4 protein-coding genes are annotated in these 5,225 nt (G+C 61.9%); 3 read left to right on the top strand and 1 reads right to left on the bottom strand.

Annotated features, from left to right (window positions below; genetic code table 11):
* Positions 1-113 precede the first annotated feature (113 nt).
* Genes AC6FTP_RS25365 through AC6FTP_RS25355 form a run of 3 tightly spaced genes read left to right on the top strand, consistent with a single transcriptional unit; the run spans position 114 to position 4,817 of the window.
* Positions 114-1,301, top strand: coding sequence for a DUF1553 domain-containing protein (locus AC6FTP_RS25365; protein WP_497209694.1), 1,188 nt, complete (start codon positions 114-116; stop codon positions 1,299-1,301).
* Positions 1,291-2,724 (top strand): DUF1501 domain-containing protein, encoded by a 1,434-nt coding sequence (locus AC6FTP_RS25360; protein WP_497209693.1) that lies wholly within the window; start codon positions 1,291-1,293, stop codon positions 2,722-2,724. Before AC6FTP_RS25365 ends, AC6FTP_RS25360 begins: the two co-directional genes overlap by 11 nt.
* Positions 2,721-4,817, top strand: coding sequence for a hypothetical protein (locus AC6FTP_RS25355; RefSeq protein ID WP_497209692.1), 2,097 nt, complete (start codon positions 2,721-2,723; stop codon positions 4,815-4,817). Before AC6FTP_RS25360 ends, AC6FTP_RS25355 begins: the two co-directional genes overlap by 4 nt.
* Positions 4,818-4,911: 94 nt before the next feature.
* On the opposite strand, the gene AC6FTP_RS25350 is transcribed toward AC6FTP_RS25355, so the two are convergent.
* A partial coding sequence (locus AC6FTP_RS25350; protein WP_497209691.1) for a helix-turn-helix domain-containing protein occupies positions 4,912-5,225 on the bottom strand: 314 nt, incomplete at its 5' end.

Raw genomic sequence — 5,225 nt, 5'->3', positions numbered from 1 at the left:
CACTAAATGTCTTGGAGCGACTCCGATGGTAACTGTATCGCTATGAACCCTATGCTCTCGCGGTCTATGGCGGTCGCACCCGGCAATATAAAACCGTCTTCGCTCCGCTGCGGATGCCCGCCGACAGGATGAGCGCGGGCGAGCTGGAAGAGACCTGCATCCTCACCGGTGGCGATCCCTTTGCCTCCGGCACCAAGGTCAAGCCCGGCGTCCTCAGCGTGCTTGGCTCTGTGCAAAAGACGCCCATCCCCGACACCATCGAAGGCCGTCGCAAAGCCTTCGCCGAATGGGTCGCCAGCTCGGACAATCCGCTGACCTCAAGGGCCATCGTGAATCGCGTGTGGATGTGGCACTTCGGCCAGCCGCTCGCGGGGAATCCGAACAACTTCGGCAGCACCGGCAAAAAGCCCACCCACCCCGAATTGCTGGACTGGCTCGCGGCGCAGTTTGTGGAGAGCGGCTGGAGCTTCAAGGCACTGCACCGCCTCATCATGACCTCGGAGGCCTATCGCCGCAGCGCCACGCATCCTGATTTGAAGGCACTGCGGGAGAAAGACGCCCTCGGCACCAGCTACGTCGTCTTTCAGCCGCGCCGCCTTAGCGCGGAAGAGTTGCGGGATGCCATGCTCGCGGCCACGGGCGAGCTGAACCGCACCCTCGGTGGCATTCCGAACCGGCCTGAGATCAATCTGGAAGCCGCCCTGCAACCGCGCCAAGTCATGGGCACCTTTGCCTCCGCCTGGGTGCCCAATCCCAAGCCTGAGCAGCGCCATCGCCGCTCACTCTACGCCCTGAAACTGCGCGGCCTCACCGACCCGATGCTGGAGGTCTTCAATGCGCCCGCGCCGGACTTCTCCTGCGAGCGCCGCGAGGCCAGCACCGTCACGCCGCAAGTCTTCAGCTTGTTCAATGGTCAGAGCACGCAATCCCGCGCTCTCGCTCTCGCCCATCGCGCTGTGAAGGAAACGCGCACTGATAAAGAAGCCATTGCACGGATCTTCGCGCTCACGTTCTCCCGTCCACCGAATGCCGGAGAAACGCAAAGCTGCCTCGCTCATTGGCGCGACATCGAAGCCCTGCTTGGCAGCGAAAAGCCGACGACTCAAAAGCCACCGCTCGAAGTCCGCCGCGATGCCGTGGAAGAGAACACCGGCGAGAAGTTTTCCTTCAACGAGAAGCTGCATGCCAATGCCGAGTTCGTGCCCGACTTGCAACCCTCCGACGTGGAGGCCCGCACCCGCGCTCTCGCCGATGTGTGCCTCGTCCTTCTAAACTCCAACGAGTTCGCTTATGTCTATTAAACCCTTCTTCCCCTGCGCCGGAGCCCGCGCTTTGCACGCGCCAACGCGCCGCGAGTTCATCTACAGCATGGGCACCAGCCTCGGCAGTGTCGCCTTCAGTTCCTTGCTCGCCGAGGAAGCAAAGAAGAATCCGCTCGCACCGAAGTCAGGCCACTTCCCGGAGGCGAAGGCGAAGAACGTCATCTTCCTCATGATGGAAGGCGGCCCCTCGCACATCGACACCTTCGACCCCAAGCCCACGCTGGCGAAACTGCACCTCAAGGAGTTCACTCGCCAAGACAAGCAGGCCTCCGCCATGCAGGGCGGCAAGCGCTACTACGTGCAAAGCCCGTTTAAGTTCATCAAAGCCGGTCAGAGCGGCGCGGACATGGCGGAAAACTGGTCGCACCTCGCCAAGGTCGCGGATGATCTTTGCTTCTTCCGTGGTTGCACCGTGGACAGCGTGAACCATCCGACCGCGATGTATCAGATGAACTGCGGCAACCGCTTCGGAGGCGATCCCGGTATCGGCGCGTGGGTGAACTACGGCCTCGGTTCGCTCAATCGGGACCTGCCCGGCTTCATCGTGCTGCCCGAGGTAAGCTATCCGCAAGGAGGTGCGGCGAACTGGAGCAACGGCTACCTGCCCGCGAGCTTCCAAGGCACGCCGCTGCGCGCGAAAGGCTCGCCCATTCTCGATCTCACGCCGCCTCCTGGTGTCAGCGAAGCACGTCAGCGCAAGAACCTCGACCTCATCGCCAAGCTCAACACCGCGCACGCCGCGCAACATCCCGGCCACGACGAACTCACCGCGCGCATGGACAACTACGAACTCGCCTTCCGCATGCAGATGCAGGTGCCCGAGACGCTCGACCTCTCCAAGGAAGACGCCAAGACCAAGGAACTCTACGGCATCGGCAACGACGCCACCGATTCCTTTGGTCGCAAATGCTTGTTAGCCCGCAAGCTCATCGAAAAAGGCGTGCGCTTCGTTCAGCTCTACAACGGCTCCTGGGACAGCCACGACTACATCGAGCGGGCCCACGGCAATCTCGTGCGCGGCGTGGACCAGCCCATCGCCGCCCTCATCACCGACCTCAAACAGCGCGGTCTCCTCGAGAGCACGCTCATCGTCTGGTGCGGCGAGTTTGGTCGCACACCCGACAACGGCGTGCGCGGCGGCACCGCCTACGGTCGCGACCATAATCCAAACGCCATGACGATTTGGCTCGCCGGTGGCGGCTGCAACGCCGGTCACACCATCGGTGCTACCGACGACCTCGGCATGGCCGCCGTCGAAGGCAAAGCCCACGTCCGCGATTTCCACGTCACCCTCTTGCGCCTTCTCGGCCTGGACGACAACAAACTCACCTACTACCACGCCGGCCGCTTCAAGCAGCTCAGCCAGTTTGGCGGCACGGTGATCAAGGATCTCATCGCATGAAACGCACCTTTAAACTTCTCACCGCTTTGATGCTCGCATCGCTGGCCGATGTTCTACCTGCTGCCGATGCCATTGCCAATGGGGCGGCCCCGACCGAGATTTTGCTGCCGGACGAACTGGCGTTGGTCCGCGAGTTGGCGACGGCTACCCTCGAAAGCTGCGGGGTGGCTCCGGGGGGCATCGCGCACGGCAAAACCAACACTTTGGGGTTCCTGGCCATCACGCCGGGTGGTTATCCGGCGATCTGGATCCAGGACTTCACCATGAATTTTTCCAGCGGCTTGATTTCGCGCGAGGACGGTCTCCGGCACTTCCAACTGATTCTGGAAAAGCAAAACGGTGCGGAGCCCAAGGATCTGGGCCGGCAGGTGGTCATACCCGCCCATGCCATCCCCGATCATATCAATGTGGACGGCGCACCGGTGTTCTTTCCCGGCACCTACGATCCATTGGCCCACATGAATGGCGACTGGGGATTTCGCCCGCCCAGCAACAACCAGTTTGATGTCATCTGGCTCGCCCACATGCTCGCTCGCAGTGGTGATGCCAAAGCGCTGCTGAGCCGCGAGGTGGGTGGCCGCACCGTGTATGAGCGACTGAAGCTGGCGTTTGCCGTGCCGGAGATCGATCCGGCCACACAATTGGTGCGAACCACGGCGGCGCGGCGGGCGGTCGGATTCATTTTCTATGATGCCATCGAGATGACGGGCGACCTCCTGATGGCCTCGCTGATCCGCTACCGCGCGGCCATGCACCTCGCCTGGCTCGCCACCAAGATGGATCAACCGGAAGACGCCAAACATTATGCCGACGTCGCCCAACAGATCCGCTCGCATATCCTGCCGGTCTTTGGCGACACCGACGGCACCCACGGCGGCTGGCTCAAAGCCTCCAACGGCATCTCCGGGCAGTCGGATGTGTGGGGCAGCATCTACGCGATCTATATCGGCGCGGTTGAGGGTGAGGCCCGCGCGGCTTTGCTCAGGACGATTACGGCGGCGTTGGCCAAGCCCGGAGAGATCGAGTTCGAGGGTGCCCTGCGCCACGTCCCGCTGAGCGGCGACGCGTCGCCGACTACGATGTGGGAGAAAGCTAGACCCCCGAAAAACAGGTATGAGAACGGTGCCTACTGGCACATCCCGGTCGGCTGGCTGCTGACCATCCTGCAGCCGGAGCATCCGGAGTTGGCGCAGACCGTTAAGCGGCATTGGCTCGGCCACCTGCGTGAGCAGCAGGGCAAGGTGTGGGAGTGCATCGGCTGGGACGGGCACGCCAACAAGAACCCGACCTATGGAACATCGATAGCCCTGCCGTTAGGTGTTATGAGCCGCGGGGAACTGCGTGCTGACCGGCTGCTGGCACCGCTTGCTGCTGATCCCCAGCCAACAACTCCGTCGCGCGATGACGCCGGGTGGCTTCGCGAAAATGGCACGCTCCTCTTTCACGACGCCTTTGAGCGTGAGGAAACCGGCAATGGCATGAAGGCCATCGGTAACGGTTGGGAGAGCGCCACGGCAGAACGGGTGCCGCAAATCAAACAGGCCGATCTCGACGGCGGCATCCTCAAGCTCGCCAGCGCCACGAAAGAAGCCGGACACGCCGCGCACATCCATCACGATGCCGGCTTCGCCGATGGCGGTGCTGTCGTGCGCTTCAAGTTTCCCGGCCTGAACAAAGATGAAGCACTCACGGTCGGCTTCGTGGACCGCGAGACCAAGGGCATCCATGCGGGCCACCTCTGCTATGGCGTCCTTTCGCAGAGCAACATCGCGCTCATGGATTGGAAGACCGGTGTGATGAATCTGGAGATCCGCAAGCGCAGACAAGAATATCTGGACCGAAAGGAGAAACTGCCCGCCGATCTCGAAGCCTTGTTGAAGACGAAGCAGATCACCGTCCCGTGGAAAGCCGATACCGACTGGCACGAACTCGTGCTCGTGACCGAAGGCGACGAGTTGCGCCTCAGCATCGACGGCAAACTCCTCGCCTACCACCACTCCGAAGGCTTCGCCCATCCGATGAAGCGCTGGTTCAGTTTTCTCATGCCGAATACAGTGTGGATCGACGACGTGAAGATTTGGAAAGTGAAGTGATTTGGCGAACCATGAAACGAACTTTACGATCGTCACCGCCCTGCTGCTCGTGCCGCTGACCCACAGCTTGGCAGCACGAGACAGATCTATCTTCTCACCTCCCCCGGTTCTGCCTTCGGAAATCCTGCGGGGACATGCCGACGACTTGTTTGAAGCGCTTCGAAAGATGGAAGGCGTCGTGGAAGCCGAGGTCGGCGGCGATGGTGGCGAGGTTGTGGTTGGTTTCGAGAAGCTGGGAGCAGGCGCGGAGCACGATTTCGTCGGCGCGGAATTCGCCGGGGCTTTTGCCGGTCATTTGCACGAAGCGTTTGCGAAAGGCGCTGTAGGACATGCCCATCGAGCGGGCGATCTCTTCCAACGAAGGATCGGTGAGGCGACCGGTGCGCAGCTTCTGCTCCGCTCTCTCGC

The organism is Prosthecobacter sp. (assembly GCF_044378005.1).
Lineage (GTDB): Bacteria > Verrucomicrobiota > Verrucomicrobiia > Verrucomicrobiales > Verrucomicrobiaceae > Prosthecobacter.
This window is presented reverse-complemented; position numbering and strand designations above follow the sequence as displayed.

Bases quoted from the DNA above. Each gene is read 5' to 3' on its own strand.
- AC6FTP_RS25360 (WP_497209693.1), top strand. From the start codon at position 1,291: ATGTCTATTAAACCCTTCTTCCCCTGCGCCGGAGCCCGCGCTTTGCAC.
- AC6FTP_RS25365 (WP_497209694.1), top strand. From the start codon at position 114: ATGCCCGCCGACAGGATGAGCGCGGGCGAGCTGGAAGAGACCTGCATC.
- AC6FTP_RS25355 (WP_497209692.1), top strand. From the start codon at position 2,721: ATGAAACGCACCTTTAAACTTCTCACCGCTTTGATGCTCGCATCGCTG.